The 26,076-nt window shown below is 73.3% G+C and carries 24 protein-coding genes; 16 read left to right on the top strand and 8 right to left on the bottom strand.

Translation table 11 applies throughout. The annotated features are described in order from the left end of the window. Positions 1 to 272: 272 nt before the first annotated feature. The 5 genes from C8E97_RS03120 to C8E97_RS03100 all read left to right on the top strand — a co-directional run bounded on the left by C8E97_RS03120 (position 273) and on the right by C8E97_RS03100 (position 7,260). Positions 273 to 2,006, top strand: coding sequence for a glycoside hydrolase family 3 protein (locus C8E97_RS03120; RefSeq protein ID WP_121001453.1), 1,734 nt, complete (start codon positions 273 to 275; stop codon positions 2,004 to 2,006). Then, entirely contained in the window at positions 2,003 to 3,280 is a 1,278-nt protein-coding gene (locus C8E97_RS03115; protein ID WP_425470458.1) for an exo-beta-N-acetylmuramidase NamZ family protein, read from the top strand. The genes C8E97_RS03120 and C8E97_RS03115 overlap by 4 nt, the downstream gene beginning before the upstream one ends. 10 nt (positions 3,281 to 3,290) lie before the next feature. Continuing rightward, a complete protein-coding gene (locus C8E97_RS03110; RefSeq protein ID WP_246018642.1) occupies positions 3,291 to 5,306 on the top strand; it encodes a serine hydrolase domain-containing protein in 2,016 nt (671 codons plus the stop codon). Positions 5,307 to 5,416: 110 nt separating this feature from the next. Then, a complete protein-coding gene (locus C8E97_RS03105; protein ID WP_121001448.1) occupies positions 5,417 to 6,331 on the top strand; it encodes a MurR/RpiR family transcriptional regulator in 915 nt (304 codons plus the stop codon). Further along, complete coding sequence (locus C8E97_RS03100) at positions 6,328 to 7,260, top strand: N-acetylmuramic acid 6-phosphate etherase (RefSeq protein ID WP_121001446.1); 933 nt, start codon at positions 6,328 to 6,330, stop codon at positions 7,258 to 7,260. Before C8E97_RS03105 ends, C8E97_RS03100 begins: the two co-directional genes overlap by 4 nt. Here C8E97_RS03100 and C8E97_RS03095 read toward each other — a convergent pair. Next, positions 7,229 to 7,678 carry an Lrp/AsnC family transcriptional regulator gene (locus tag C8E97_RS03095; RefSeq protein ID WP_211346898.1) on the bottom strand — a complete coding sequence of 150 codons (450 nt, stop codon included), beginning with the start codon at positions 7,676 to 7,678 and terminating at the stop codon, positions 7,229 to 7,231. The genes C8E97_RS03100 and C8E97_RS03095 overlap by 32 nt on opposite strands. A 106-nt stretch (positions 7,679 to 7,784) precedes the next feature. Here C8E97_RS03095 and C8E97_RS03090 point away from each other — a divergent pair, with 106 nt between their 5' ends. Continuing rightward, on the top strand, positions 7,785 to 8,600 hold the full coding sequence (locus C8E97_RS03090) for a tryptophan 2,3-dioxygenase (RefSeq protein WP_121001444.1): 816 nt from the start codon (positions 7,785 to 7,787) through the stop codon (positions 8,598 to 8,600). After that, on the top strand, positions 8,597 to 9,724 hold the full coding sequence (kynU, locus tag C8E97_RS03085) for a kynureninase (protein WP_121001442.1): 1,128 nt from the start codon (positions 8,597 to 8,599) through the stop codon (positions 9,722 to 9,724). Before C8E97_RS03090 ends, kynU begins: the two co-directional genes overlap by 4 nt. Here kynU and C8E97_RS03080 read toward each other — a convergent pair. Then, positions 9,721 to 10,446, bottom strand: coding sequence for a Fic family protein (locus tag C8E97_RS03080; RefSeq protein WP_121010667.1), 726 nt, complete (start codon positions 10,444 to 10,446; stop codon positions 9,721 to 9,723). The two genes, kynU and C8E97_RS03080, sit on opposite strands and share 4 nt — an antisense overlap. Before the next feature lie 92 nt (positions 10,447 to 10,538). Between C8E97_RS03080 and C8E97_RS03075 the strand changes: the two genes are divergently transcribed. The 5 genes from C8E97_RS03075 to C8E97_RS03055 all read left to right on the top strand — a co-directional run bounded on the left by C8E97_RS03075 (position 10,539) and on the right by C8E97_RS03055 (position 16,144). Further along, on the top strand, positions 10,539 to 11,108 hold the full coding sequence (locus C8E97_RS03075; RefSeq protein ID WP_121001440.1) for a GNAT family N-acetyltransferase: 570 nt from the start codon (positions 10,539 to 10,541) through the stop codon (positions 11,106 to 11,108). Positions 11,109 to 11,311: 203 nt separating this feature from the next. After that, positions 11,312 to 13,297: an acetate--CoA ligase gene (gene acs / locus C8E97_RS03070; protein WP_121001438.1), complete on the top strand. Its 1,986-nt coding sequence runs from the start codon at positions 11,312 to 11,314 to the stop codon at positions 13,295 to 13,297. 123 nt (positions 13,298 to 13,420) lie between these two features. After that, positions 13,421 to 14,617, top strand: coding sequence for a Na+/H+ antiporter NhaA (gene nhaA / locus C8E97_RS03065; protein WP_281275308.1), 1,197 nt, complete (start codon positions 13,421 to 13,423; stop codon positions 14,615 to 14,617). Between the two features lie 103 nt (positions 14,618 to 14,720). Next, positions 14,721 to 15,191, top strand: coding sequence for a phage holin family protein (locus C8E97_RS03060; protein ID WP_121001434.1), 471 nt, complete (start codon positions 14,721 to 14,723; stop codon positions 15,189 to 15,191). Between the two features lie 8 nt (positions 15,192 to 15,199). After that, a complete protein-coding gene (locus tag C8E97_RS03055) occupies positions 15,200 to 16,144 on the top strand; it encodes an alpha/beta fold hydrolase (protein ID WP_121001432.1) in 945 nt (314 codons plus the stop codon). Positions 16,145 to 16,213: 69 nt separating this feature from the next. Here C8E97_RS03055 and C8E97_RS03050 read toward each other — a convergent pair whose 3' ends face one another. Genes C8E97_RS03050 through nth form a run of 4 tightly spaced genes read right to left on the bottom strand, consistent with a single transcriptional unit; the run spans position 16,214 to position 19,449 of the window. Further along, complete coding sequence (locus C8E97_RS03050; protein WP_121001430.1) at positions 16,214 to 17,401, bottom strand: MarP family serine protease; 1,188 nt, start codon at positions 17,399 to 17,401, stop codon at positions 16,214 to 16,216. Between the two features lie 16 nt (positions 17,402 to 17,417). Beyond that, entirely contained in the window at positions 17,418 to 18,041 is a 624-nt protein-coding gene (locus C8E97_RS03045) for an NUDIX hydrolase (protein WP_121010664.1), read from the bottom strand. 35 nt (positions 18,042 to 18,076) lie between these two features. Further along, on the bottom strand, positions 18,077 to 18,682 hold the full coding sequence (locus tag C8E97_RS03040; protein WP_121001428.1) for a TlpA family protein disulfide reductase: 606 nt from the start codon (positions 18,680 to 18,682) through the stop codon (positions 18,077 to 18,079). Continuing rightward, on the bottom strand, positions 18,679 to 19,449 hold the full coding sequence (gene nth, locus C8E97_RS03035) for an endonuclease III (protein ID WP_121001426.1): 771 nt from the start codon (positions 19,447 to 19,449) through the stop codon (positions 18,679 to 18,681). The genes C8E97_RS03040 and nth overlap by 4 nt, the downstream gene beginning before the upstream one ends. Before the next feature lie 462 nt (positions 19,450 to 19,911). Here nth and C8E97_RS03030 point away from each other — a divergent pair, with 462 nt between their 5' ends. From C8E97_RS03030 to dnaN, 4 genes are all read left to right on the top strand, one after another. Next, positions 19,912 to 20,163 (top strand): hypothetical protein, encoded by a 252-nt coding sequence (locus C8E97_RS03030; protein WP_015097743.1) that lies wholly within the window; start codon positions 19,912 to 19,914, stop codon positions 20,161 to 20,163. 198 nt (positions 20,164 to 20,361) lie between these two features. Next, positions 20,362 to 21,036: a Crp/Fnr family transcriptional regulator gene (locus tag C8E97_RS03025; RefSeq protein WP_015097742.1), complete on the top strand. Its 675-nt coding sequence runs from the start codon at positions 20,362 to 20,364 to the stop codon at positions 21,034 to 21,036. Between the two features lie 687 nt (positions 21,037 to 21,723). Then, positions 21,724 to 22,965: an MFS transporter gene (locus tag C8E97_RS03020; protein ID WP_121001424.1), complete on the top strand. Its 1,242-nt coding sequence runs from the start codon at positions 21,724 to 21,726 to the stop codon at positions 22,963 to 22,965. 59 nt (positions 22,966 to 23,024) lie between these two features. Next, positions 23,025 to 24,125 carry a DNA polymerase III subunit beta gene (gene dnaN / locus C8E97_RS03015; protein ID WP_121001422.1) on the top strand — a complete coding sequence of 367 codons (1,101 nt, stop codon included), beginning with the start codon at positions 23,025 to 23,027 and terminating at the stop codon, positions 24,123 to 24,125. A gap of 371 nt (positions 24,126 to 24,496) precedes the next feature. Here dnaN and C8E97_RS03010 read toward each other — a convergent pair whose 3' ends face one another. Continuing rightward, on the bottom strand, positions 24,497 to 25,258 hold the full coding sequence (locus C8E97_RS03010; RefSeq protein ID WP_121001420.1) for an MBL fold metallo-hydrolase: 762 nt from the start codon (positions 25,256 to 25,258) through the stop codon (positions 24,497 to 24,499). After that, positions 25,255 to 26,049 carry an NUDIX hydrolase gene (locus tag C8E97_RS03005; protein WP_425470655.1) on the bottom strand — a complete coding sequence of 265 codons (795 nt, stop codon included), beginning with the start codon at positions 26,047 to 26,049 and terminating at the stop codon, positions 25,255 to 25,257. The genes C8E97_RS03010 and C8E97_RS03005 overlap by 4 nt, the downstream gene beginning before the upstream one ends. Positions 26,050 to 26,076: the final 27 nt, after the last annotated feature.

The following is a 26,076-nucleotide window of genomic DNA, read 5'->3' as shown; positions in this document are numbered from 1 at the left end:
GGTTGGTACGACACGAGTTGCACGCTTGGTAACTCGAAAGCCCGCGCTGCTGGCCGTGCCCCCACTCGCTGGGGGCACGGCCTGTTTTTGTGCCTGCCCGGCGGCAGCCTCCCGCAGAACCGCCCGATCGGGTGACCCGCCGGAACCCCGGATTGTCGGTGCCCCTCCGCAGAATCTCCCCACGACGCAACCCGTTGACCCGTCCCTGTGACGTGGGTAACTTGCCGAATGGGCCACCTTGTGGTGGGAGATTGCCAAGCAGGGAGGACACCGTGCTCCGTCCGCTCGTCGCCGCAGCCGTGGTCGCGGCGTCCTTCGCCGTGCCGGGCGCGGTCGCGCCCGCGGCACCCGCGCCCGAGGCCGCGGTGGCGCACGCCCGGCAGACCGCCGCGGCGCTGCTCCGCGGCCTCTCCCTGGAGCAGAAGGTGGGCCAGCTGTTCGTCACCTTCGTGAACGGCCAGGCCCCCGACGAGGTACACCCCGACAACGTGCGCGACTTCGGCGTCGGCACCCCGGCCGAGGTGGTCGCCGAGTACCAGCCCGGTGGCGTCGTATACTTCAACAACCCCAGCCACGACAACATCGACACCCCGCGCCAGGTCGCCCGCCTCTCCAACGGCCTCCAGCGCGCGAGCCGCATCCCGCTGGCCATCTCCACCGACCAGGAGATGGGCCTGGTGACCCGCATCGGCGCGCCCGTCACGCAGTTCCCCGGCAACATGGCGCTCGGCGCGGGCCGCAGCACCCGCGACGCCGAGCGGGCGGCGGCGATCACCGCGCGCGAGCTGCGCGCCCTGGGCGTCAACCAGAACTTCGCGCCGGACGCCGACGTCAACTCCAACCCGGCGAACCCGGTGATCGGCGTCCGCTCCTACTCCAGCGACCCGCGCCTGGCCGCGGAGCTGGCCGCCGCCCAGGTGCGCGGCTACCAGCAGCACCCCCTGTCGCGCACCGCCGTCTCGGCGGCCGCCAAGCACTTCCCCGGCCACGGCGACACCGACGAGGACAGCCACAGCACCCTGCCGCTCGTCGACCGCACGGTGGAGCAGTGGCGCGAACTCGACGCGCCGCCGTTCCGGGCCGCCGTCGCGGCGGGCGTCGACTCCGTCATGACGGCGCACATCCGGATGCCGAGGATCGACCCGTCCGGTGAGCCGGCCACGCTGTCGAAGCCGGTGATCGACCTGCTCCGCCGGGAGCTGGGCCACGACGGCGTGGTGATCACCGACTCGCTGGCGATGGACGGCGTCCGCAAGCTGCACCCGGACGCCGAGATCCCCGTGCTGGCGCTGAAGGCGGGCGTCGACCAGCTGCTGATGCCGGTCGACCTGCGGCTGGCGATCGACAGCGTGGTGGCCGCGGTGCGCGGCGGCGAGCTGACCGAGCAGCGCATCGACCAGAGCGTGCTCCGCGTGCTGCGGATGAAGGCCCTGCGCGGCATGCTGACCGACCGGTACGTGGACGAGGGCGCGGTCGACTCCCGCGTCGGCACGCCGGAGCACCTGGCCGCCGCCAGGGCGATCACCGACCGCACGGTCACCGCGGTGCGGAACGAGGCGCTGCCGCTGCGGACCAGGCCGAGCGCGGCGCTGGTCACCGGGTGGGGTGAGACGACGACGCGGACGCTCGCGGGCCTGCTCGGCGGTACCGCCCTGCCCACCGGCAGCGCGCCGGACGAGGCGCGGATCGCGGAGGCCGTCCGGGCCGCGGGGGCCGCCGACCTGGTGGTCGTGCTGACCAACGGGCTGTCGAAGCAGCCGGCGCAGCAGGCGTTGCTGACCAGGCTGCTGGAGACCGGCAGACCGGTGGTGGCGGTGGCGGTGCAGAACCCCTACGACGTGGCGCACACCGCCGCGCCGAACTGGCTGGCCAGCTACTCCTACGGGGCGGGCTCGATGGAGTCGGTGGCCAAGGTGATCACCGGTGAGGTGCGGCCGCGCGGCACGCTGCCGGTCGCGGTGCCCGGCCCGACGCCGTACCCGCTCGGCCACGGGGTGAGCTGGTGAGCGGCCTGCGGCGCAGGCGCCTCCTCGTCGGCGGCGCGCTCGCCGGGGGCGCCCTCGCCGCGCCTGGCCTCACCGGACCCGCCCTCGTCGCGCCCGCCCTCGCCGCGCCGCCGGCCGGGGCCGACCGGGGAGTCGCCACCGGGGCGGAGATCGCCGCCGCCGACGGCTGGCGGCTGCTCGACGGTCGGCGGGTCGCCGTGGTCACGAACCCGACCGGGGTGTTGCGCGACCAGACGCACGTCGTCGACTCGATGGTGGCGGCCGGGCGCGTGCCGAGGGCCGCGTTCGGTCCCGAGCACGGGTTCCGGGGCACGGCCCAGGCGGGTGGTTCGGAGGGCGACTACGCGGACCCGCGCACGGGCGTCCCCGTCTACGACGCGTACGGCGCGGACGCCGGGAAGCTCGCGGCCCTGTTCGCCAAGGCGGGCGTGGACACCGTGGTGTTCGACATCGCCGACGTGGGAGCGCGGTTCTACACCTACATCTGGACGATGTACACGGCGATGCGGGCCGCCGCCGCGACCGGTGCGGAGTTCGTGGTGCTGGACCGGCCGAACCCGGTCGGCGGGAGCGCGCGGGGCCCGCAGCTCGACCCGGCTTACGCGACCGGTGTCGGGCGCAAGCCGATCGTGCAGCAGCACGGCATGACGGTCGGCGAGTTGGCCGCGCTGTTCGACGGCGAGTTCCTGCCGGACGACGGCGGGCGGGTCGCGCTGCGGGTGGTGTGGGCGCGGGGCTGGCGGCGGGACGACCTGGACACCGGGCTGCCGTGGGTGCCGCCGAGCCCGAACATGCCGACGCGGGACACCGCGCTGGTGTACCCCGGCACGGGCCTGTTCGAGGGGACGGTGCTCTCCGAGGGGCGGGGCACCACCCGGCCGTTCGAGACGGTGGGCGCGCCCGGTGTCGACTGGCGCTGGGCGGAGGACCTGAACGCCGCGGGCCTGCCGGGCGTGCGGTTCCGGGAGGCGCACTTCACGCCGACGTTCGGCAAGTTCACCGGCCAGACCTGCGGCGGGGTGGCCCTGCATGTCACCCGTCCCGGTGAATTCGACGCGATCACGGCGGCGGTGACGATGATGGTGACGGCCCGCGACCGCTACCCGCGGGTGTTCGGGTGGCGGCCGGACTCCTGGATCGACAAGCTCAGCGGCTCGGACCGGCTGCGCCGCATGGTCGACGCGGGTGCGGGCGTGGCCGAGGTGGTCGGCGCGTGGCGCGGGGAACTCGCCGATTTCGAGCGCCTCCGCCGCCCCTACCTGCGGTACCGCTGAAGGAGCGACCGTGCGCACCCCACCGGCCACCACGCGCCCGCCCGCCACCGCACCGCTCGCCTCGCGCGCACCCGCCACCGCCCGGTTCGCCACGCGCCTGCCCGCGACGCGCGTGCTCACGACGGCCCTGCTCGTCGCCGCCCTGGTCGCCGGCACGACGCTCGCCCCGCCGGGCGCCGCGTCGGCCGCGACACCCGGCGCCGCCCGGCCGGGCGGCGCCGGCACGCTCACCGACCCGGCACCCACCGCCCCGGCAGGTCCGGCCGCACCGCACGAGCGGGGTGACTCGTCCGCGCAAGCGCCGCCCGAAGAGCAAGTCCCACTCGACGAACGAACCGCGACGGACCAGCAGGACACAGTGGACGAACGAACCCCCTCCGACGCGCGGGACGCGACCGACGGGCACACCCCACCCGAAGCACCGGGCGCGGCCGACCGCGACGAGCGCGGGCGGTTCGACGTGCCGCGCCGAGGCTGGTCGAACGACGTGCTGCGGACGGGTACACCGGGGAGCGTGGGACTGGACCCCGGACCGGTCGACGCCGCGCTGGAGCAGGTGCGGCGCCACACCGAGCCGGGCGAGACCGGCCACCCGCTGTACGCCGGCGCGGTGGCGCTGCTGGCCCACGACGGCGTGATCACGCACCACACCGCGGCCGGCTGGGCGGTCCGCTACGCCGACGCCGCCGGCACCGAGCTGCCCGGGGACCGGCGCGTCGCGATGACCCCGGACACGATCTTCGACCTGGCCTCGATCTCGAAGCTGTTCACGTCCATCGTCGTCATGCGCGAGCAGGAGCGCGGCCGGCTCGACCTCGACGCACGCGTCGCCCGGTACCTGCCGGAGTTCGGCGTCAACGGCAAGGCCGCGATCACCGTCGAGCAGCTCCTCACCCACACCTCCGGCCTCGAACCGTGGCTGCCGCTGTGGTCGGACCACCCGGACGTCCCGGCGCGGATCAAGGCCGTCATGGACGTCGCGCCGAAGACCTCGCCCGGCACCGCCTACGCCTACTCCGACCTGAACCTGATCACGCTCGGCGTCCTCGTCGAGCGGATCACCGGCAAGCCGCTGGACGTCCTGGTCCGGGAGGGCATCACCGAACCGCTCGGCCTGACCGACACCGGCTACCGCCCGCCGAGGTCCAAGCTCGACCGGATCGCGGCCACCGAGTTCCAGGCCGCCCGCGGCCTGGTCCGGGGCGAGGTCCATGACGAGAACGCCTGGTCGCTGGGCGGGGTCGCGGGCCACGCCGGCGTCTTCTCCACCGCCCGCGACCTCGCCACGCTCGGCCAGGCCATCCTCAACGGCGGCGCGCACGGCCACCGGCGCGTCCTGCGGCCGGAGACCGTCGAGGCGATGCTGACCGACTTCAACCAGGACTTCCCCGGCAACGCCCACGGCCTCGGGTTCGAACTCGACCAGCGCTGGTACATGGGCGCGCTGTCCTCGCCCAGGACCGCGGGCCACACCGGGTTCACGGGCACCGCCCTGGTGCTCGACCCGCTGTCCGGCTCGATCGCCGTCCTGCTGACCAACCGGGTGCACCCGAACCGGGACCGGGGCTCGATCAACCCCGCGCGGCGGGCCGTCGCGAACGGCTTGGCCCACGCGCTGGGTGTGCGGCCGAGGCGCGGTCCGACGGCCTGGACGCCGACCGCGGACGGCGGCACCCTGACGACCGGGCACCTGCGCGGGCGGTCGGCGCGCCAGCGCCTGGAGTTCAGCGTCTTCGCCGACCTCGACGCGGGCGACCGGGTGGTGGTGCAGGCGAGTGACGACGGTGTCGCCTGGCGCGACGTGGAGACCGTGACGGGGCACGGCGACCGGAGGTGGCGGCGCGTCGACCTCGTCACGGCGTCGGCGGCGCGGTACCGCTGGCTGTTCGTGCGGGGCGACGGGTACGGCGGCCGGGGCGCCTACGTCGACGCCGTGCGGGTCTCGGACGCGCGGGGCGTGCTGGTCGACGCCGAGCACGACCCGTCGGCGCTGCACGCGAACGGGTGGCGTTCGGCCACCCGTTAGTGGGCTTTCGGCGGAACCCGTGCCGCCACGAGCAGGGACTTCGTCACGGTCGGGGTGGGTTCACCACGCGGTGCGTTGATTTTGCATTGGGCGGTTAGTAAGTTTCCCACGTGCCCGACCACAGCACCGACTCCAGCCCGCTCGTCAAGATCCGCTCCCTCCTGCCCGGCCTCGCCCGTGCGGAGCAGCGCGTGGCGAAGGTCGTGCTCGACAACCCGGCGACCGTCGCCCACCGCAGCATCACCGAGGTCGCCGAGGCCGCCGGCACCAGCGAGACCACCGTGACCCGGTTCTGCAAGGCCATCGGCGTCGGCGGGTACCCGGAGCTGCGCATCGCGCTGGCCGCCGACACCGCACGCACGGCCGCCCGCACCGACCGCGACCTCGGCGGCGACATCGGCCCGGCCGACGACCTGCGCCAGGTCGTCGGCAAGGTCGCCTTCGCCGACGCCCGCGCCGTCGAGGAGACCGCCGAGCAACTGGACGTCGAAGCGCTCCAGCAGGTCGTGGAGGCCGTCGCGGGCGCCCGCCGCGTGGACGTCTACGGCTTCGGCGCGAGCGCGTTCGTCGCCTTCGACCTCCAGCAGAAACTTCACCGCATCGGGCGAACCTGCTTCGCCTGGAACGACACCCACATCGCGCTCACCTCGGCCGCCGTGCTCACCGACGCCGACGTCGCCGTGGGCATCTCGCACACCGGCTCCACCGCCGAGACGGTGGAGGCGCTGCGGGTCGCCAAGGGCCACGGCGCGACCACCGTGGCGCTGACCAACTTCCCGCGCTCGCCGATCAGCGAGGTCGCCGACCACGTGCTGACCACCGCCGCCCGCGAGACGACGTTCCGCTCGGGCGCGATGGCGAGCCGGATCGCGCAGCTCACCGTGATCGACTGCCTGTTCATCGGCGTCGCCCAGCGCCACGTCGAGAGCGCCAAGACCGCGCTGGAGGCGACCTACGACGCGGTGTCCGGGCACCGCCTCGGCGCCCGACCGGACGGCAGGCGGCGGCGGGAGACCGGTAAATGACGCCGCGCCGGCCCGATGTGGCGGTCCGGGTGGAGTCGCCGACGGAGTCCCGCAACCCCCGCACCGAGGACATCGACCGGCTGTCCACGCTGGACGTGCTGCGGCTGATCAACGACGAGGACCAGCGGGTCCCCGACGCCGTCGCGGCCGTGCTGCCGGAGCTGGCGCGGGCGGCCGACCTCGCGGTGGGCGCGCTGCGCGCGGGCAACCGGATCCACTACGTGGGCGCCGGCACGTCCGGCCGGCTGGCCACGCTGGACGCCGCCGAGCTGGTGCCGACCTTCAACGCGCCGCCGGACTGGTTCCTCGCCCACCACGCCGGTGGGGCGGAAGCCCTGGTCAAGGCCGTGGAGGACGTCGAGGACGAGGCGTCCGGCGGCGCCGCCCGCATCCGCGAGCACGCGGTCGCGGGCGACGTCGTGCTCGGCGTCACCGCCTCGGGCCGCACGCCGTTCGTGGTCGCCGCGCTCGAAGCCGCCCGCGCGCTGGGCGCGCGCACGGTCCTGGTCTCGAACAACCCGCTCGCGCCCCCGGTCGAGGTGGACGTGCTGATCGCCGTCGACACCGGCCCCGAGGCGATCGCCGGCTCGACCCGGATGAAGGCGGGCACGTCCCAGAAGCTCGTGCTCACGTCCTTCTCCACGGCCGTGATGGTGCGCCTGGGCCGCACGTACTCGAACCTCATGGTCTCCATGCGCGCCACCAACGCCAAGCTGCGCGGGCGCACGGTCCGCATCCTGCGCGAGGCGACCGGGCTCGCCGAGGCCGAGTGCACGACCGCCCTGGCCGACGCGGGCGGCGACCTGAAGGTGGCGCTGGTGCACCTGCTGGCCGACGTGCCGCCCGCGCGGGCCGCCGAGGCGCTGGACGCCGCCCGCGGCCACGTCCGGCAGGCCCTCACCCTGCTGGCACCGGGCGCCACGGGATAGGCGTCGACAGCACCATCGCCGACGACGTCTCGCCGTAGCCGCCCAACCGCACCAGCAGCCGCTCCAGCTCGCGGACGGAAGTGGTCACGACCTTGACCACCGAGCAGATGTCCCCGGTCAGCCGCACCACCTCCACCACCTCCGGGCAGTCGTCGAGCAGCTCCGGGTGGACGGTGATGCAGCGCGGCCCGTAGCACTTCATCCGCACGAGGGCGATCACCGACCGCCCCACCGCCGTCGGGTCGACGGTCGCCCGGTAGCCGGTGATCACGCCGGTATTCTCCAGCCGCCGCACCCGCTGCGCCACGGTCGGCGGCGACACGTGCACGCGCCGCGCCAGCTCGTTGTAGGACAGCCGCGCGTCCTCCTGTAGCGCCTCAAGCAGCGCCCAGTCCACCCGGTCCAGCTCCACGCTCATGAACCGAAAGCTAACCCGCCTCCCGGTTCACGACCACAAGAACTCCCCCGCGAATCCTGCCCCAACGGCCATTCAGCCCGCGTGGAATCGCCGACATGATGAAGGCATGGACTGCCCGGTCGCACCCAAGATCGACTTCAGTGGCACGACACCCTACGAGGACTACGTGCACGCCTCCGTGCTGCACTCCTTGCAGCAGCAGTGGTCGCAGGACCCGCGCGAGATGTCGTTCCTGGTGATCACCCAGGTGATGGAGCTGTACTTCGGCCTGCTGTGCTTCGAGTGGCGGCAGGCCAAGCGGGAACTCCGCGCCGACGACCTGCCCGCCGCCGTCCGCACGCTCAACCGGAGCGAGCTGCACATGCAGGCCCTGAACGCGGCCTGGCGGCCGATCGCCCGGATGACCCCGGGCGAGTTCAACTCGTTCCGCGACGCGCTCGGCGAGGGCTCCGGCTTCCAGTCCGGCCGCTACCGCGAGGTGGAGTTCCTGCTCGGCGAGAAGTCGCGCTCCATGCTGGTGCCGCACCGCGCCGTGCCCGCGCAGCACGACGCGCTGGAGGCGCTGCTGCACGAGCCGAGCCTCTACGACGACGTGCTCGCCGCGCTGCACCGCCGTGGCCTGCCGATCCCGGCCGACGTGCTGGACCGGGACGTCAGCACGCCGTACGAGCCGAACGCCGACGTCGAGCGGGCGTGGGTGGGCGTCTACCGCGACGGCCCCCGGGACCTGCTCGACCTCGGCGAGGCGTTGACCGACATCGCGGAGGAGTTCGCCCGCTGGCGCTACGACCACCTGCTGGCGACCCGCCGCTCGATGGGCGCCAAGGTGGGCACGGGCGGCTCGGCGGGCGTCGCGTGGCTGGAGAAGCGCACGCAGCGGTCGATCTTCCCGGAACTGTGGACCGCGAGGAGCCACGTGTGAGCCACACGGACCCGTTGGCGCACGTCCGCGACCTGTTCGACCTGGACGACGAGGTCGTCTACCTGGACGGCAACTCGCTCGGCGCGCCGCCGAGGAACGTGGCGGAACGCGTCCAGGACGTCATCGCGAACCAGTGGGGCAGGCGGCTGATCCGCGGCTGGTCGGAGGGCTGGTGGACCGCCCCGGAACGGGTCGGCGACCGCGTCGGCCGGCTCGTCGGCGCCGCGCCCGGCCAGGTGGTGGTGGCCGACTCGACCAGCGTGAACCTGTTCAAGGCCCTGATGGCGGCGGTGCGCGGCACCGACCGCGCCGAGATCGTCGTGGACGCGGGCACGTTCCCCACCGACGGCTACGTCGCCCGCTCGGTGGCCGAGCTGAGCGGCCTGGCGCTGCGCCCGGTCGACCCGGAGCACCTGGACCCGACCGACGCGACGGCGGTGGTGCTGCTCAACCACGTCGACTACCGGACGGGCCGCCTGCTGGACATGGCCGAGGCGACCGAGCGGGTGCACGCGGTGGGCGCGAAGGTCGTCTGGGACCTCTGCCACAGCGTGGGCGTGCTGCCGATCGAACTCGACCGCCTGGGCGTGGACCTGGCGGTGGGCTGCACGTACAAGTTCCTCAACGGCGGCCCCGGCTCCCCCGCGTTCCTCTACGTCCCGAAGGACGCCCAAGCCGACTTCCACCAGCCGCTGACCGGTTGGACGGGCCACCGGGAGCCGTTCGCGATGAGCACCGACTACACGCCCGACGACGGCGTGTCGCGCGCCCGCGTCGGCACGCCGGACATCATCTCGATGCTGGCCCTGGACGCGGCGCTGGACGTCTGGGACCAGGTCGACCTCGCCGACGTCCGGGCCAAGGGCCTGGCCCTGACCGCCCACTTCCGCGGCCTGGTCGAGGGCCTGCCGGGCATCGAGGTGATCACCCCGGCCGACGAGCGGCGCGGCCACCAGGTCTCGCTGCGCCACCCGGACGCGAAGGCGCTGATGGACCGGCTCGCCGAGCGCCGGGTCATCGGCGACCACCGGCCACCGGACGTGCTCCGGTTCGGCTTCGCGCCGCTCTACAACACGTTCGAGGACGCGGAGCGCGCGGCGGCGGCCCTGGAGGGGCTGCTCTAGGCGGACGCGGCGTCCGCGATGCCGCGCGCCTCGCGGGCGCCCGCCTCCAGCGCCTGGCACCAGAACACGACCCACCTCGCCACGCCGTCGGGCTCGCCGGTGGAGAAGCCGTGCAGCGCGGCGGCGTAGTCGTCCCGCCGCCGCAGGCACCACACCTCGGGCACGCCGAGCGACTTGGGGTCGAGGCCGGTCGCGATGGACGCGAGCCGGGACGCCGCCCGTGCCACCACGCCGTTCGCGGTGGGGAACGGGGCCAGCGACATGAGTTCGCCGTGCACCACGGCCACCAGCAGCGGTCCGGGCACGGACGTCCCGCCGGTCACCAACCCGGCCAGCAGGTCCAGCCGCTCGGAGATGCCCGGCGACAGCCGCGGTCGCCCCGGTTCCGCGCCCAGGTCCGCGCCGGCGAGCACGTGCAGCCGCGCCAACGCCTGCAACGGCGCGCGCTGCCAGGTCGGGAGCACCACGCCCAGCCCCTCGGCGACCCGCAGCGCACCCGCCAGCACGGGGTCGGTCACGGCGCCGTCGTCGGGGATGTCGGTCGGCCCGCCGTCCAGCGCCGCCGACGCACGAGCCGCGCGCACCGACGCCTCGGCGGCCGTCGTGGCCCAGCCGCGCAGGTTCACCCGGTGCCGGTGCACCTGGAACACGGCGTCACGGGCGGACCGGACGGCGTCGGCCACACCGGGCAGGTCCAGCAGCGGGGCGAGCGGATCGGTCACGCCGCAGCACACTACGCGTCGGTAAGTGGCCACTTCGCACCAGTTGAAACTGGCCATTCCACAAGTCCACTCGACGTATTACCGTCCGATGCATGAGCTGGTACGACCGTCCCACCCTCGTCGGCGAGCACGTCCGCCTCGAACCGCTGACCCTCGACCACGCCGAGGGCCTCCTGGAAGCGGGCAAGGACCCGGACGTCTGGACGTGGCTGAGCGTCCGCCAACCCCGCACCGTCGCCGAGGCGCGCACGATGGTCGAGCGCATCCTCGCCGACCCGGACCGCCGCGCCTGGGCCCAGATCGACCCGCGCACCGGCGAGGTCGCGGGCACCACCTCGTACTACGAGATCGACCCGGTCAACCGGGGCCTCTACATCGGCTACACGTGGATCGGCACGCGCTGGCAGCGCACCGCCCTGAACAGCAACGCCAAGCTGCTCCTGCTCACCAGGGCGTTCGAGGACCTGGGCGCGCACCGCGTCGGCTGGCACACCGACGGCCGCAACGAGCGGTCACAGCGCGCGATCGAACGGTTGGGCGCGACCCGCGAGGGACTGCTGCGCGTGCACCGCGTCCGACCGGACGGCTCGCTGCGCGACACGGTCGTCTACTCCATGACCGCCGACGAGTGGCCGGCCGCGAAAGCCGCCCTCAAGGCGTGACCCTGGTCACGAACCGCGCCGTTGGTCGCACGGCTCGTGTCATCCAGCGGGATCGGCATGGTCAGCGGGCCGGGCGGCGGGTTACACAGTTACCCGCACGTTTCGCATCCGCGTGAAATTGGTCTGAACCTTTTGGGTGCGCAGTGAACTGAATCGCACTACCGTCAGTGCGCATCCCCACGGATTCAGGAGGTCCGCCCACCATGACCCAGCCGCAAGCCCAGGGACCGGCTCTGGACAACCTGCTCACCGAGAACCGGACGTTCCCGCCCAGCCCGGAGTTCGCCGCCCAGGCCAACGCGACCGCCGCGCTGTACGAGGAGGCGAGTGCCGACCGCGAGGCGTTCTGGGCGAAGCAGGCCGAGCGGCTGTCGTGGGACACCAGGTGGACGCGGGTCCTGGACTGGTCGGACGCGCCCTTCGCCAAGTGGTTCGTCGGCGGCAAACTCAACGTCGCCTACAACTGCGTCGACCGGCACGTCGAGTCCGGTCACGGCGACCAGGTCGCCATCCACTGGGAGGGCGAGCCCGGCGACAGCCGCGCCATCACCTACGCCGACCTCAAGCGCGAGGTGTCCAAGACGGCCAACGCGCTGGTCGAACTGGGTGTCGGCGCCGAGGACCGGGTCGCCATCTACATGCCGATGGTGCCCGAGGCGATCTTCGCCATGCTCGCCTGCGCCCGGCTCGGCGCGCTGCACAGCGTCGTGTTCGGCGGCTTCTCCGCCGAGGCGCTGCGCACCCGCATCGAGGACTCCGAGGCCAAGCTGGTGATCACCACCGACGGCCAGTACCGGCGCGGCAACCCGGCCGCCCTGAAGCCCGCCGTGGACGAGGCCGTCGCCAAGACCCCGAGCGTCGAGCACGTCCTGGTCGTGCGGCGCACCGCCACCGACGTCGAGTGGACCGAGGGCCGCGACATCTGGTGGCACGACCTGGTCGACCGGCAGTCCGACCAGCACACGCCGGAGGCGTTCGACTCCGAGCACCCGCTGTTCATCCTGTACACGTCCGGCACGACCGGCAACCCCAAGGGCATCCTGCACACGTCCGGCGGCTACCTGACCCAGGCGTCGTACACGCACCACAACGTGTTCGACCTCAAGCCGGACACCGACGTGTACTGGTGCACCGCCGACATCGGCTGGGTCACCGGCCACAGCTACATCGTGTACGGGCCGCTGTCCAACCGCGTCACGCAGGTCGTCTACGAGGGCACGCCGAACACCCCGCACGAGGGGCGGCACTGGGAGATCGTGCAGAAGTACGGCGTGTCGATCTACTACACCGCGCCGACGCTGATCCGCACGTTCATGAAGTGGGGCGCGGACATCCCGGCCCGGTACGACCTGTCCAGCCTGCGCGTCCTCGGCAGCGTCGGCGAGCCGATCAACCCCGAGGCGTGGATCTGGTACCGCGAGCACGTCGGCGGCGGCCGGGCGCCCATCGTGGACACGTGGTGGCAGACCGAGACCGGCGCGATCATGATCTCGCCGCTGCCCGGCGCGACGGCCACCAAGCCCGGCTCGGCGCAGCGCCCGCTGCCCGGCATCGGCGCGAAGGTCGTGGACGACCAGGGCGTCGAGGTGCCCCACGGCGGTGGCGGTTACCTGGTGCTGGACGAGCCGTGGCCCTCGATGCTGCGCGGCATCTGGGGCGACGAGGCCCGCTACCGCGACACCTACTGGTCGCGGTTCGGCGAGCAGGGCTTCTACTTCGCGGGCGACGGCGCGAAGTACGACGACGACGGCGACATCTGGCTGCTCGGCCGGGTCGACGACGTGATGAACGTGTCCGGCCACCGCATCTCCACCACCGAGGTCGAGTCGGCGCTGGTCTCGCACCCGACCGTGGCGGAGGCGGCCGTCGTCGGCGCGTCCGACCCGACCACCGGCCAGGGCATCGTCGCGTTCGTCATCCTGCGCGGCGGGGTGGCCGACGAGGCGTCCGGCGCGGAGGCGATCAAGGCGCTGCGCGAGCACGTGGCCAGGGAGATCGGGCCGATCGCCAAGCCGCGGCAGATCATGGTCGTGCCGGAGCTGCCGAAGACCCGCTCGGGGAAGATCATGCGGCGGCTGCTGCGCGACGTGGCGGAGAACCGCCAGGTCGGCGACGTCACGACGCTCGCCGACTCGTCCGTCATGGACCTCATCTCCAGCGGTCTGAAGTCGGGTTCCGCGGAGGACTGAGCAGGTCGCGGCCGGTGCCGCCCCCATGGGGCGGCACCGTCATCCGTTAGAGTGCTCCACGGTGAGCCGGGAAGTCTGGTCGGCACGAGGATGTCCTGTAGCCGACCCACCGGGAGCCACACCTTGAGCCGCAAACGCGAGGCCGTCGCGGAGTTCGCCCGCTACCTGCGCGCCGAGACCGTCGGCGGCATGATCCTCCTCGGCGCCACCGCCATCGCCCTGATCTGGGCGAACTCGCCGCTGGGCGGGGTGTACGCGGCGGTGCGGGACTTCCACCTCGGCCCGGAGTCGCTGCACCTGAGCCTGAGCGTCGGCGACTGGGCCAAGGACGGCCTGCTCGCGATCTTCTTCTTCGTCGCGGGGCTGGAGCTCAAGCGCGAACTGGTCATCGGCGAGCTGAACAACGTCAAGGCGGCGACCCTGCCCGTGGTGGCGGCGATCGGTGGGATGGTCGTGCCCGCGCTGATCGCGCTGGGCGTCGGCTGGGGCGAACCGGGCATCGAGCGGGCCTGGGCCATCCCGGTGGCGACCGACATCGCGTTCGCCCTCGGCGTCCTGGCGATCACGGCGTCCGGGCTGCCGAGCAGCCTCCGGGTGTTCCTGCTGAGCCTGGCCGTGGTGGACGACCTGGGCGCGATCATCGTCATCGCGGTGCTGTTCACGGCGCAGTTCAACGCGCTCGCGGCGCTCGCGGCCGTCGCCCTGCTCGCCCTGTACGCGTTCCTCCAGCGCAAGCGCGTCACCACGCCGTGGCTTTACGTGCCGATCGCGGTGGGCACGTGGGTCGCCGTGCACGCGGCGGGCATCCACGCCACCATCGCGGGCGTCGCGCTGGCCCTGCTGACCCGCGTGCGCAAGGACCACTACGAGCGGGAAGCGCCCGCGCTGCGCCTGGAGCACCGCTTGCAGCCCTGGTCGGCCGGTGTGGCGGTGCCGGTGTTCGCGCTGTTCGCGGCCGGTGTCCCGGTCAGCGGGGAAGCGCTCGGGTCGCTGTTCCGGGACCGGATCGCGCTCGGGATCATCCTCGGGCTGGTGGTGGGCAAGCTGGTCGGCATCGTCGGCGCGTCGGCGCTGGCCGTGCTGCTCAAGGCGGCGGTGTGGCCGAGCGGCGCGGGGCCGCGGGACATCGTGGCCGTCGCGATGCTGGGCGGCGTCGGGTTCACCGTCAGCCTGCTGATCTCCGACCTCGCCCTGGAGGGGCAGGCCGCCGAGCAGGCGAAGGCGGCCGTGCTGCTGGCGTCGATGACGGCGTCGCTGCTCGCGGCGGTGCTGTTGATCAGGCGGAGCCGCGTGCACCAGCGGGCGGACGACGACGACTGACCCACCGCGCGGCCCGCGGGCGGACCACGTCCGGGGGAAGGCGTGGCCGCCACGCCGCGAGCCTCGACCCACCGACGCGGCCGTCGCATGGCACGATGACGGCGTGACCACCGCTCGGGAGAACACCAACGGCAGCGGGCTGCCTCCTGTTCCGTCGATCCCGTTGACCGCGGAGAGCGCGGCCAAGATCGCGGAGGAGACGTCCATCGGCGGCTTGGTGCGCGACGCGACCGCCCACCTGTCCACGCTGGTCAGGGCAGAGGTCGAACTCGCCAAGTCGGAGCTCGCGGGCGAGGTGAAGAAGGGCGTCAAGGGCAGCGTCTACTTCATCGTGGCGCTGACCGTGCTGCTGTTCAGCTCGTTCTTCTTTTTCTTCTTCGGCGCCGAGCTGCTGGACGTGTGGCTGCCGCGCTGGGCGGCGTTCCTCATCGTCTTCGGCCTGATGCTGCTGACCGCCGTCGGGTTCGCGTTCCTCGGCTACCGCAAGGTGAAGAAGCTCCGCGCGCCCCAGCGGACCATCGACTCGGCCAAGGACACCGTCGCGGCCCTCCGGCACCGCGGCGACGGGTCCTGAGCCGGACCGTGCGGTTGCCGCCGGACCCGTCCACCGCCAGGGTCACCGGACCCTGGGCCCACCGGGACGTGTCCGCGAACGGTATCCGCCTGCACGTGGCCGAGCTGGGCGACGGCCCGCTCGTCCTGCTGCTGCACGGCTTCCCGGAGTTCTGGTGGTCGTGGCGGCACCAGCTCGTCGCGCTGGCGGAGGCGGGCTACCGGGCGGTGGCGGTCGACCTGCGCGGCTACGGCGACTCGGACAAGCCACCGCGCGGCTACGACGGCTTCACGCTGGCGGGTGATGTCGCCGGCCTGGTCAAGGCCCTCGGCGCGGCCCGCGCCCACGTCGTCGGCCACGCCTGGGGCGGGCTGCTCGCGTGGACGGTCGCCGCCATGCACCCCCGGCTGGTCGACTCGCTCACCGCGGTCGCCGCGCCGCACCCGCTGGCGCTGCGCCGGGCCATCCGGCGGCACCCGCGCGGCCAGGGCCGGGCCAGCGGGCACCTGTTCCGCTTCCAGCTGCCGGTGTACCCCGAGCGGTGGCTGACCGCCGACGGCGGCGCGGCGGTGGGCCGCCTGCTCGGCACGTGGTCCGGTCCGAAGTGGAGCGTCGCGCCGGAGTTCGACGAGGTGGTGCGGCGCAACCGCGAGGCGATGCTCGTGCCGGGCGTCGCGCACTCGGCGCTGGAGTACTACCGCTGGGCGGTGCGCTCGCAGCTGCGCGGCGACGGCCGCCGGTTCGCCGAAGCCGTCGACCGCCGCCTCGGCGTGCCGGTGCTCCAGGTGCACGGCGCGCTCGACCCGGTGATGCTGGAAGCCACCGCGGCCGACTCGGGCCGCTGGGTCGGCGCGGACTCCCACTACCACTGCCTGCCCGAGGTGGGCCACTTCCCGCACCAGGAAGCGCCGCACACCACGAGCCGCATCATCACCGGGTTCCTGGCGGGCGTGGGCGGCCCCTCGGCGCGCTGATCGGCGTTCTCCCCCGACCCGAGCGCCCGGCGGCCACGCCGCGCCCCCACCGCCGGGAGCGCCCGCCCGTCAGGACGCGCAGGTCTGCGTGGAGATCCGCCGCACGAGCGAGGGCGCCTTGGCCACCTCGTCCGCCACCTCCCGCGCGGTCAGCACGAAACCCGTCTCCTGGTCGTCCACCGCCGCGCCGAACACGACGCCCATCACCCGTCCCTGCGTGTCGACCAGCGGACCACCGGAGTTGCCGCTGCGCACCTTCGCCCGCACCGTGTAGACGTCCCGCGTCACGGTCGCCGCGTCGTAGATGTCCGGCCCGCGCAACACCGGGATGCGCTCCCGCACCCGCGCCTCGGACGCCGTGTACGGCCCGTCCAGCGGGTACCCGAGCACGATGCCGTCCTCGCCCTGCTCGACCACGTCCGTGCGGAACTCCAGCGGGGTCGCCCGCAGGTCCGGCACGGCCAGGATCGCGATGTCGGTCTGCGCGTCGTAGTACACCACGGTCGCGTCGAACTGCCCGCGCCCGACCTCGACCGTCACGTCGGTGGTGCCGGCGACCACGTGCGCGTTCGTCATCACCCGTTCCGGTGACACGACGAACCCGGTCCCCTCCAGCGCGCGCGAGCACGACGGCGCGCGCCCGCGCACCTTCAGCACGCTGGGCCGCAGCTCCTGCACCACCGGGTTCGCCGACAGCGCCGGGTCCGGCGGCCCGACCTCCTTCAGCGGCGTCCGGTCGAACGGGTCGATCGCCGCCGGGAACCCCGACACGTCGAACAGGTCCTGGAGGTCCTGCGACAGCGTCCGCGCGGCCTGCGGCATGGTGTCGTCGACCGTCGACAGGATCAACGACTGGTTGAGCGCCTTCGCCAGCGACGGCAGCCCCGCCACCGCGGTCAGCGGCAGCGCGATCATCCACGCCACCACGAACACCACCGCGCCCTGCACGATCGCGCCGAGCACGTTGTCCGCGCCGCGCAGCGGGCTGGAGTTCACGCGGGCCTTGACGATCCGGCCGACGTACACGCCGAGCGTCTCGCCGAGGGCCACCAGCAGGACGACGATCCCGACCGCGAACACGACCTTGGTCACGACGTTCTCGAACCGGGCGACCACCAGCGGCGCGAGCTGCGTGCCCAGCACCAGCCCGATCAGCACCCCGACGAACGCGGGCAGCGCGATGACCATGCCCTGCCGGGCGCCCGAGACCGCGGCGAAGGCGGCCAGCGCCAGCACCAGCAGGTCGACCCAGTTCACGCCGCCCCACCCCCCGTCACGTAGCGCGCAACGCTAGCTCAAGATCACGCACATCGGTGGCATCCCACGGGCGTTCCCAGCCGCCCAGCCTGAGCAACCCGGCGAGCAGGCCCGCGGTGAAGCCCCACACCAACATGCCAGGCGCGGCGAACGCCGGGCCGACGTATCCCGACGAGTGGGCGACCCGGAACCGGTTCGCCGGGTCCGCGAGGTGCGCGATCGGCACCCGCGCCACGGCGGCGGTCTCCGCCGGGTCGACCGGCGCGACCGGCGACGGCTCCGCCCAGTGCGCGAGCACGGGCGTGACGAGGAACCCGGACACCGGGACGTACAGCTCGGGCAGGGTCGCCACCGGGCGGACGCCGGACCGCAGCACGCCGGTCTCCTCGAACGCCTCGCGCAGCGCCGTGTCCACCGGGCCGTCGTCGCCGGGGTCGGCGGCCCCGCCGGGGAACGCGACCTGCCCGGGGTGCGACCCGAGGGTGTCCGAGCGCCTCAGCAGCAGCACGTCCGGCCCGTCCACGCCCTCGCCGAACAGCATCAGCACCGCCGCCGGCCGACCGGAGCCGTCCCGGGGCGGGCGCACCCCGGTGAACGCGCGGGCGTCGATCTCGGCGGTCGCCTTGACCAGCCCGCTCATCCACTCGGGGACGTCGTCGGCGCTCACCAGCGCGCTCACCCGACCACCTCGCGCACCTGCTCCACGCTGGTCAGCACGATGGGGTCGACGACCTCCGCGAGCGAGCCGTCCGCGCCCACCACGTAGCTCAACGGCAGGCGGGGCGGGGTGCCCACCGCCTTCCGCACCGCGTCCGGCTCGCTGAACGCGGACGGCAGGCGCACACCGAGCTTCGCCAGCAGTTCCAGCCCGTCCGCCTCCTTGCTCTGCACCAGCACCGTCACGACCGGCACCGCGCCCGGCTCCCGGGAGTAGGCGTCCAGCACCCGCAGCTCGTCCTGGCAGGGGAGGCACCAGGTGGCCCAGAAGTTCACCAGGGCCCGGCCCGGCAGCGCCGAGCCCATGTCCAGCGAACCACCGTCACCCAGGCACGTCACGGCCACGCCGCGCAGGGGCGGCGGCCCGCCCTCGCCCTGCGGGCACGGCCGCAGCGCCGCCTGCTCGCGCAGCGCCGCCAGGTCCCTGGCCGGGGCCGTCCGGGTGCTCGACGCGCCGTCCGGCGCGGTGCCTGGCGCGGTGTCCGGCGTGCGCGGCCAGAGCGCCACCACCCCGGCGACGGCCAGCACCACCACGACGGCCGCCCACCGCAGTCCCCGGCTCACGCCAGCTTCTCCCCCGCCCGGACGCGCTCGGCCAGCGCGATCAGGTGCGGCGCCTCCTCGCCCTTGACCAGCTTCTCGGCCTTCGCGGGGTCCACCTGCCCGATGCCGTAGGACGGGCACTGCGGCGCCAGCAGGCACGCGCCGCAGGCAGGCGTGCGGGCGTGGCAGACGCGCCTGCCGTGGAAGATCGTGCGGTGCGAGAGGAGCGTCCAGTCCTTGCGCTCGACCAGCGCGCCGACCGCGTGCTCGACCTTGACCGGGTCCTCCTCCTCGGTCCAGCCCCAGCGGCGCACCAGGCGGCCGAAGTGGGTGTCCACCGTGATGCCCGGCACACCGAACGCGTCGCCCAGCACCACGTTCGCCGTCTTCCGGCCGACGCCGGGCAGCGTGACCAGGTCTTCGAGCCGCCCCGGCACCTCGCCGCCGAACCGCTCGACCAGCGCCGCGCCCAGCCCGATCAACGACGCGGCCTTGTTCCGGTAGAAGCCGGTCGAGCGGATCAGCTCCTCCAGCTCGGCGCGGTCGGCGGACGCGTAGTCGGCGGCCTTGCGGTACCGCTGGAACAGCGCCGGCGTGACCATGTTGACCCGGACGTCCGTGGTCTGGGCCGACAGGACGACCGCGACCAGCAGCTCCAACGGGTTCCTGAAGTCCAGTTCGCAGTGCGCGTCGGGGTACCCCTGCTGGAGGATGCGCACCATCCGCCGCGCCCGCCGGGTACGGCCGAGCGGGGTCTCCGGCTTCTTCACCGTGCCACGAGCCGCCATACGAGCAGGCTACTGCGTTCAATTGCCGCGCTGTGTTGGATGGCCGCTGCTCCGCAGACGGCGGGCTCGGCCGCCCTCAAGTCGGGCCATCGCGCCTGATTCCCCGTCGATCGAAAAGCGTGATCGACGGGGAATCAGGCGCGACAACCCGACGGCGGCCTCGCGGCGCGGGTGACGGCTCGTGTCTGGGGTGGAGGGAGGGGGGCGGTGGAGGGAGGGCGTTGGTGGAGGGAGGGCGTCCGGTGTGGACCGGAGGTCGGGCGGCCGGCTGGGGGTGCCCGGTTGACCGGTTTGTCGGTTGGGGGGGTGGGGGTAACCGCTCGGTGTGGGATCCGGGTGTTTTTGATACAGCGAGCAACCGTGGCGTCACGGTGCACGTCCCCATACAAGACGAGCACGACACGCCGGTTGAGACCCCCTCGGATGCGCGTCCACAGGGGATGCGCAAGGATCGGAGCCATCATGACTGCCTGGTTCGTCATCGCCGTTCCGATCGTGATCATGTTCTTCGCGCTCTTCATGGAGCGCGTTGAAGCTCGTCTCCGCCACGTCGCCGTTCAGGAGGACGAGGTCGAAGAGTTCCTGGAGTCGGCGCGCCCCGACGAGGTCAGGGCGCTCTACGGGCACGGCATCGGCCGCGCGCTGGAGCTGTTCCGGCTGCGCAGGCTGGGCGGTCGTGCCAGGAACCTGCGTCAGCGGCGCACCCGCCGCTAGCGGGGCAAGGACCGGCGAGGCCCACGGGGTCACCCCCGGTGGGCCTTATCGGGCTGTCCGGGGCTGGGTCGACGGCGCGCCGAAAGGCGATCCAAGACACAGCGCTTAGACTGCACTCAGTGATCGACGGCAAGGCGCTGATCCGCCAGAAGGCGGAACGCGCTCGACCAGCCGTCGCGTCTCGACAGGAGGGACGAGGTGGACGAGACCCTGGCCCGCGCGGGCATTTTCCAGGGGGTTGAACCGGCGGCAGCGGAGGCACTGGCGCAGACGCTGGAGTCCGTTGAATTCCCGCGTGGCCACGTGATCTTCGCGGAAGGCGAGCCGGGCGACCGGCTCTACATCATCCAGTCCGGCAAGGTGAAGATCGGCCGCAAGTCGCCGGACGGCCGCGAGAACCTGTTGGGGATCTTCGGGCCCTCCGACATGTTCGGCGAGCTGTCGATCTTCGACCCCGGTCCGCGCACGTCCACCGCGACCACGGTGACCGAGGTGCGCGCGGTGAGCATGGACCGCCCCGCGCTGCGGCAGTGGATCACCAACCGGCCGGAGATCGCGGAGCAGCTGCTCCGGGCGCTGGCGCGCAGGCTGCGCCGGACGAACTCCATGCTGGCCGACCTGATCTTCACCGACGTGCCCGGCCGCGTCGCGAAGGCGCTGCTGCAACTCGCGCAGCGGTTCGGCAGCCAGGAGGCCGGCCTGCTGCGGGTCACGCACGACCTGACGCAGGAGGAGATCGCCCAGTTCGTGGGCGCGTCGCGCGAGACGGTGAACAAGGCGCTGGCCGACTTCGCCCACCGCGGCTGGCTCCGCCTGGAGGGCAAGAGCGTGTTGATCCTGGACCCGGAACGCCTGGCCCGCCGAGCCAGGTAACCGGACGGGCGAAGACCCGGCGCGAGGCCGCCGTCGGGTTGTCGCGCCTCATTTCCCGTCGATCACGCTTCTCGATCGACGGGAAATCAGGCGCGACGGCCCGACCACAGGGCGGCCGAGCCGCCGCGACGGAGGAGCGGCAAATCCAACACAGCTCTACGCCATGTCTCACCGCTCCCGCCCTGCTCCTCCTCGCTCCTGCTCCTCGTCGCTCCTGCTCGTCCTCGCCCCACTCCCGCTCCCACCCCACGCTCCTGCTCGCGCCCCGCTAGCGCCCCACTCCCGCTAGCGCCCCCGCCGGCACCCGCCCACAAAAAACAAGACCGGGCGCCGCCCCCGACGCGGCGCACCGGCCTTGTTTGTGTCGCGCGGCCCATCCCCCGACAGACCGCGCCTCCCACACCTCCGACGCCCGCAGGCCCCGACCCTCTGGCGCCGGAAGGAGGCTTGGCTACCCCACCTGACCTCGTGGAAACGATGCCGCGGTGGTGGTTTCCACGATCGCACGGCACCTACCCCGCAACTCAAGCCCGTTCACCCTCAAGGACGTTCTGTACAGCGCTTTCGCTGCCTGGTTTCACCCGGTCATCCCATTCTTGTGACCCAATCGCAACACTGCGCCCGCGTGATGGACGTCGCCGCCGAAACAGTGGTACGCCCGTACCAGTGCTTGGCATACTGGTACACATGTCCCAATCCGCCCGTCTCTCCGACTACCGCGCTGCCCTGACCACCCCCGGCATGCGCGGCCCCGTGGCCGCGTCGCTGCTCGCCCGGCTGCCCATCGCGATGGTCGGCCTTTCGCTGCTGCTCTACGTGCAGCGCGAGACGGGCTCGTTCGCGGCGGCCGGTGTGGTGTCGGCGGCGTCGCTGATCGGCGTTTCGGTGGGTTCGATCATCCAGGGCAGGCTGATGGACCGCCTCGGTCCGACGCGTCCGCTGCTCGGCGCGGTGACGCTGTTCGCCGTGTTCGTCGCGCTGGCCGTGGTCTGCGTCGAGGCGGGCGCGTCGATGGCGGTGCTGGTGCCGGTCGCGTTCCTGGTCGGCCTGAACGAACCGATGGTCGGCTCCGCGTCCCGCGCCCTGTGGGCGCGGATGCTGCCGCCCGGTTCGACCCGGCTCGCCGGGTTCGCCTACGAGGCGATCAGCATGGAGGTCTTCTTCATCCTCGGCCCCGGCCTGTCCGGCCTGCTGGTCGCCGCGCCCTGGGCGGGCACCGGCGTGGTGATCGCCGCGGGCTCGATGGTCGTCGGCGCGCTCTGGTTCGCCCTGAACCCGACGGTGCGGGCCGTGCAGCCCGAGCAGACCCACCGCGACCTGCTCGGCGCGCTCGCGTCGCCGGGGATGCGCACGGTGGCGCTGGCCGCGCTGGGCTTCGGCGTGACGATCGGCTTCATCGAGGTCGCCGTCCCGGCCGCCGCCGAGCGCGCCGGCCACGTCGGCCTGGGTGGCCTGCTGCTGAGCGTGTGGTCGGTCAGCTCGGTGCTGTTCGGCGTGCTCTACGCGATGAAGCCGTTCCCGAAGGCCATGCACCTGCGGCTGCCGGTGCTGCTGGCCGGGTTCGCGGCGCTGTCGCTGCTGCTGGCGATCCCGACGACGCTGATCGGCCTGGGCGCGGCGCTGCTCGTGGTGGGCACCCTGATCACGCCGCAGTCCACCACCCACTCGGCCGCGATCGAGCAGGTGGCGCCGGCGGGCACGGCGACCGAGGCGTTCGGCTGGGTCGTCACGGCGGTCACGGTCGGCCTGGCGCTGGGCCAGTCCGTCAGCGGCCAGCTCGTCGAGGCGCACGGCACGCCGACGGCGTTCGTCGCCGCCGCCGGCGCGGGTCTCGTGATCGCGGCGCTGGTGTACCTGTTCCGCGGCACCGTCGCGGCCGGCGCGCCGCGGTCGCCGCGGCAGGCCGAGGTGGAGTTGGTCTCGCGCTGATCGCGCCCTGACCAGCGCGGACCCCGGAATTGTCGGTGGTCGGGTCTACCGTCCGCGGCATGGACCTGACCGCGACCACCGCAGACCTGGCCTCCGCCGCCACCGAGGTGTCCCGCCTCCTCCCCACCAGGGTGCTCGACCCCGTGCTGGCCGGGCTCGTGCTGCGGGCCGGTCCGGCCGGGGTCGAGCTGGCGGGCAGCGACCGCGAGCGCGCGGTGCGCCTGAACCGCCCGGCCACCACCCACACCGACGGCGAGGTGGTGGTGCCCGCCAAGCCACTGGCCGACACCCTGCGCGGCCTCGACGACCCGCAGGTCCGCCTGGTCGTGGAGGGGTCGCGGCTGGCCGTCCGCACCACCACCGCCCGGTTCGCCCTGCCGCTGCTCGACCTGCCGTCGCACCCCGGCGTCCCGCCGCTGCCGCCCGCGGTCGGCCGGATCCCGGCCGAGGCGCTGGCCGCCGCGCTCACTCCGGTGTCCAGCGCGACGTCGAAGGACGACGTCCTGCCGATCTTCACCGGCGTCCGGATGCTCGGCACGGGCCACCGGATCGAGCTGATCGCCACCGACCGCTACCGGATGGCGTACGCGACCGTGCCGTGGACGCCTGAAGGTTCCCTGAACGTCCTCGCGCCGGCCGCCCTAATGGCTGACGTGGCGCGCCTTCCGCAGCACACTGTCGTGACCGTTCACGCGGACGAAGACCGCATCGCCCTGTCGTGGACGGGCGGCAGCGTCAGCACGACCCTCCTGGCCGCGCCCTTCCCCGACGACCGAGCACGCAAACTGCTGGAGGCAGCCATAGACAGCACTGTGGTGGTGGAGGCGGACGCCCTGGCCGGGGCCGTGCGCCGGGCGACGCCCTACTCGGGCCCGCACGGCTCCGTGACGCTCCAGGTGGAGGACAGCGAGCTGCGGGTGCGCGGCAGCGACCCGCAGACCGGCGAGTCCGAGGAGTCGATCAAGGCCACCATCGACGGCAACCGCGTGACCAAGACGTTCCAGGCCAGGTACCTGGCGGACGCGCTGAAGGCGTTCAGCGGCCGTCGGGTCGAACTCCGCATCCAGGACGGCCTCCGCTCGACCGTCCTCACCTCGCAGCCGGGCGAGGACGGGGTGGAGCTGAAGTACCTGGTGGTGCCGCTGCGCAGGGTGGAGTGAGAGCGGGAGCCGGGACCGAGCGGGGCGAGGAGGAGCAGGAGCCCGGACTGAGCGGGGCGAGGAGGAGCAGGAGCGACGAAGAGCAGGGGCGGGAGCGGTGAGGCAGGGCGTAGAGCTGTGTTGAATTTGCCTCGGCTTCGCTCTCGGCGGGCTCGGCCGCCTGGAGTCGGGCCGTCGCGCCTGATTTCCCGTCGATCGAAAAGCGTGATCGACGGGAAATCAGGCGCGACACCCCGACGCGGCCTCGCGCGGCGCGCGAGCAGGTGGGTGGGTGAGGGCGGCGACTTGGTCAGAGGACTGGGCGGGGGTGGGTGAAGGTGGCGACTTGGTCAGAGGACCGGGCGGGGGTGGGTGAGGGCTTGGTGGCGGGGTCAGGTGTCGGACAGGTAGTCGAGTTGGGCTCGGACCGACCACTCGGCTGCGGGCCACAGGGACGGGTCCACGTCGGCGTAGACCAGTTCCACCACCTCGCGTGCGGTGGGTGAGCCGCCCAGCCGGGTCACCGCCGCTCGCACCTGGGCCAGGCGCTGCTCGCGGTGGGCCAGGTAGGAGCGGGCCACCGAGACGACGTCCGGCAGTTCCGGCCCGTGCCCCGGCAGCACCACCGTGTCCGGCGGCAGGTCGGCCAGGGCCTTGAGCGACTCCAGGTAGTCGCGCAGCCTGCCGTCCAGCACGGTCGTCCCGCGCCCGAGCACGGTGTCGCCGGTCAGCACGGCGTTACCCACCAGGAAGCTCAGCGAGTCGTCGGTGTGCCCCGGCGTACCGAGCACCCGGATCTCCAGCCCGCCCGCCTCGACGACGTCCCCGTCGGCCAGCCCCTCCGACCCGAGCCGCAACGCCGGGTCCACCGCCCGCACGGGCGCGCCGACCAGCGCCCCGAACTCCGCCGCGCCCTCCGAGTGGTCCGCGTGGCCGTGCGTCAGCAGCACGACGTCCACCGGCCCGCACGCCGCCACCCGCGCCAGGTGCCCGCGGTCGAGCGGTCCGGGGTCGACCACCGCGCACGACGACGACCCCGGCGCGCGCAGCAGCCAGGTGTTGGTGCCCTCCAGGGTCATCACCGAGGGGTTCTCCGCGAGCACCACCGACGCGAACGGCGTGACCTCGCGCAGTTGCCCGTACGCCGGGCTCACGGCAGGACCACCCGCACCTCGTCGCCGTCCCGCACGACCTTCGGGACGATCTTCTCCACCGCGCGCGGCGCGACCAGCACGTCCGACACCCCCGCGAACTCGGCCAGCTCCGACAGCACCACCCTGGTCGGCGGCATCAGCATCCGCCGCCCGTCCCGCCAGTCCGCGAGCGCGTCCGACGGCGACTGCCACACCGCGTCCGCCGCCTCCGTGGTCCACCCGTCGGCCCGCTGGCCGCCGGGCAGCACGGCCACGAAGAACCGCGTGTCGTACCGGCGGGGCTCCTCGACGGGCGTGACCCAGTTGGCCCACGGCCGCAGCAGGTCCGCCCGCAGCACCAGCCCCTCGTCGCCGAGGAACCGGGCCAGCGACACCTCGCGCGCGACCAGCGCCCGGCGTCCCTCCAGGTACGACGACGTGTCCGCCACGACGGCGTCGGCGGACGGGCCGGCCAGCAGCACGCCGGACTCCTCGAACGTCTCCCGCACCGCCGCGCACACCAGCGCCCGCGCCGTCTCCGGCGGGCACGCGAACCGCTCGGCCCACCACTCCGCCGGCGGCCCGGCCCACGCGATGGACGCGTCGGCGTCCCTCGGGTCGACCCCGCCACCGGGGAACACGGTCATCCCGCCGGCGAACGCCATGCCCTGCACGCGCCGCTGGAGGAACACCTCGACGCCCGCGTCGCCGTCGCGCAGCAGCATCACGGTAGCGGCGTCCCGAGGCGTCACGGGGACCTCGGGCGCCACGTCGGGCACCACCCCCGGCGGCAGGACCAGGTCATCGGGCAGCTCGCGCACGCCACCGAGCCTACGACG

Origin of the sequence: Saccharothrix australiensis (assembly GCF_003634935.1) — a bacterium.
GTDB classification, from domain to species: Bacteria; Actinomycetota; Actinomycetes; order Mycobacteriales; family Pseudonocardiaceae; genus Actinosynnema; species Actinosynnema australiense.
Note: the sequence above shows the minus strand (reverse complement) of the source record. Positions and strands in the feature narration are given on the sequence as shown.

Coding starts and splice junctions, on each gene's coding strand:
- C8E97_RS03100 (WP_121001446.1), top strand. CDS start 6,328: ATGACGCCGCGCCGGCCCGATGTGGCGGTCCGGGTGGAGTCGCCGACG.
- C8E97_RS03095 (WP_211346898.1), bottom strand. CDS start 7,678: ATGAGCGTGGAGCTGGACCGGGTGGACTGGGCGCTGCTTGAGGCGCTA.
- C8E97_RS03090 (WP_121001444.1), top strand. CDS start 7,785: ATGGACTGCCCGGTCGCACCCAAGATCGACTTCAGTGGCACGACACCC.
- C8E97_RS03075 (WP_121001440.1), top strand. CDS start 10,539: ATGAGCTGGTACGACCGTCCCACCCTCGTCGGCGAGCACGTCCGCCTC.
- acs (WP_121001438.1), top strand. CDS start 11,312: ATGACCCAGCCGCAAGCCCAGGGACCGGCTCTGGACAACCTGCTCACC.
- C8E97_RS03045 (WP_121010664.1), bottom strand. CDS start 18,041: ATGAGCGGGCTGGTCAAGGCGACCGCCGAGATCGACGCCCGCGCGTTC.
- nth (WP_121001426.1), bottom strand. CDS start 19,449: ATGGCGGCTCGTGGCACGGTGAAGAAGCCGGAGACCCCGCTCGGCCGT.
- C8E97_RS03030 (WP_015097743.1), top strand. CDS start 19,912: ATGACTGCCTGGTTCGTCATCGCCGTTCCGATCGTGATCATGTTCTTC.
- C8E97_RS03020 (WP_121001424.1), top strand. CDS start 21,724: ATGTCCCAATCCGCCCGTCTCTCCGACTACCGCGCTGCCCTGACCACC.
- dnaN (WP_121001422.1), top strand. CDS start 23,025: ATGGACCTGACCGCGACCACCGCAGACCTGGCCTCCGCCGCCACCGAG.